Annotated in this window: 1 protein-coding gene and 1 pseudogene; both read right to left on the reverse strand. The window is 63.3% G+C overall.

Translation table 11 applies throughout. From position 1 onward, the window contains the following. Nucleotides 1–31: 31 nt before the first annotated feature. Entirely contained in the window at nt 32–652 is a 621-nt protein-coding gene (gene tmk / locus NW815_RS06260; RefSeq protein ID WP_414389589.1) for a dTMP kinase, read from the reverse strand. 22 nt (nt 653–674) lie between these two features. Then, nucleotides 675–1,451: pseudogene (locus NW815_RS06265) on the reverse strand (hypothetical protein); the annotation flags it as partial.

Consider the following 1,451-nt stretch of genomic DNA (forward strand, 5'->3'; position numbering starts at 1 on the left):
GTTCAGCAATGTTCAGCGTAAATGTATCAGTCTAGGGCTCCCGGCCTGCTGTCGCAAGTGGTAGGCGGGGTTCGACCACTGACCAGAGGCGGGCAGCCACCTCTGCCGGGGATCCCTGGGCGTCAATGCGGACAATCCGCTGTGGTTCTGCGGCAGCCAGAGCCTGGAACCCTTGGTAGACGCGGCGGTGGAACTCCAGGTGTTCTTGTTCGAGCTTGTCGCAAGACCGTGACCGCGCCAGCCCCACCTCTGGGGGGAGATCCAGCCACAGGGTGAGGTGCGGCTGCAACCCGCCGGTGGCTAAGTGGTTGAGCTGGCGGATCTTCTCCAAGTCCAGCCCCCGACCGTACCCCTGGTAGGCCAGGGTGGAATCGGTAAAGCGGTCACAAACCACCACCTGCCCTGCCGCCAGAGCCGGCGCGATGACTTTGCTCACGTGTTCAGCCCGATCCGCCGCGTACAGGAGCAACTCCGCCAGAGGGCTAAAGGGATCCCCGTGCAGCAACAGCTCCCGCAGCGTTTTGCCCAGCGCCGTGCCCCCCGGCTCGCGGGTACACAGGCAAGCGTAGCCTTCTTGGCGCAGCCGCTCAACCAAGAGGGCCTGTTGGGTGGTTTTGCCCACCCCTTCCCCGCCTTCTAGGGTGATGAACACACCGTCGTCCTCTGCAGGAGGGTTAGCGCAGGTTGAGTTGGGGCTGCAAATTAAAGGAGTGCCCCGGCACCATCACGTAGACGTCGGGGATGTTGGTGGGCTCCAGGCTTTGCAGGGCTAACCCTTCGATGTTGGAGCGCAGGGCGTTGTTGATGGTGGCTTCCAGTTGGGACAAAACCTGCGCCTCGTTGCCCTGAGTAGCCAAGCCAGGAAACTGGCTGTACACGGCGCGCGCCAAGCTGCTGGCCAAGGGGAGCTGGATCAGGGTGAGGTTGGATCCCCCCAGCTGGGGGCCCAAGGTGTTGGCCCGGCCGCGGATGCCCAAAGCTTGGAGGGCATTGGCCGTTTGGCTGACGGGGATGGTGCAAGTATCCATCTTGTAGATGGGCACCGAAGCCATGGTCAGAGCAGAAACGCTGGTCAGTTGCACCACAGTAAAGGAGGCAGTGCCGTTATAGGCAAAGCAAAAATCGCGAAAGGCTGCGGGCACATTGGCAGCGCGGATGGGGCGCTCATCGTCAAAGCCGCCCGACTCGGCGAAGATGTTGCGGATAGCGAATCCCCCGAAGAAGGCCAGCAGGGCCACCACCAGCAGGATCGTCAGATCGGAGGAGGAGACCCCCCCGCTGGAGCTGCCGCCTCGCCCACCACCGCCATATCCCCCACCGCCAACATAGCTGGAGGTGTAGCCGTAAGCCGCGGAACGGCTGTAGTCACTGCGGTAGCCGGATTCCCCAAGGACTCCGTCCCGCTTACGCGAGCGGCCAGCAAAGGACTCCGTCCCGCTACCGCGAAAGGC

Origin of the sequence: Synechococcus sp. R6-7, assembly GCF_047461695.1 — a bacterium.
GTDB lineage: Bacteria > Cyanobacteriota > Cyanobacteriia > Thermostichales > Thermostichaceae > Thermostichus.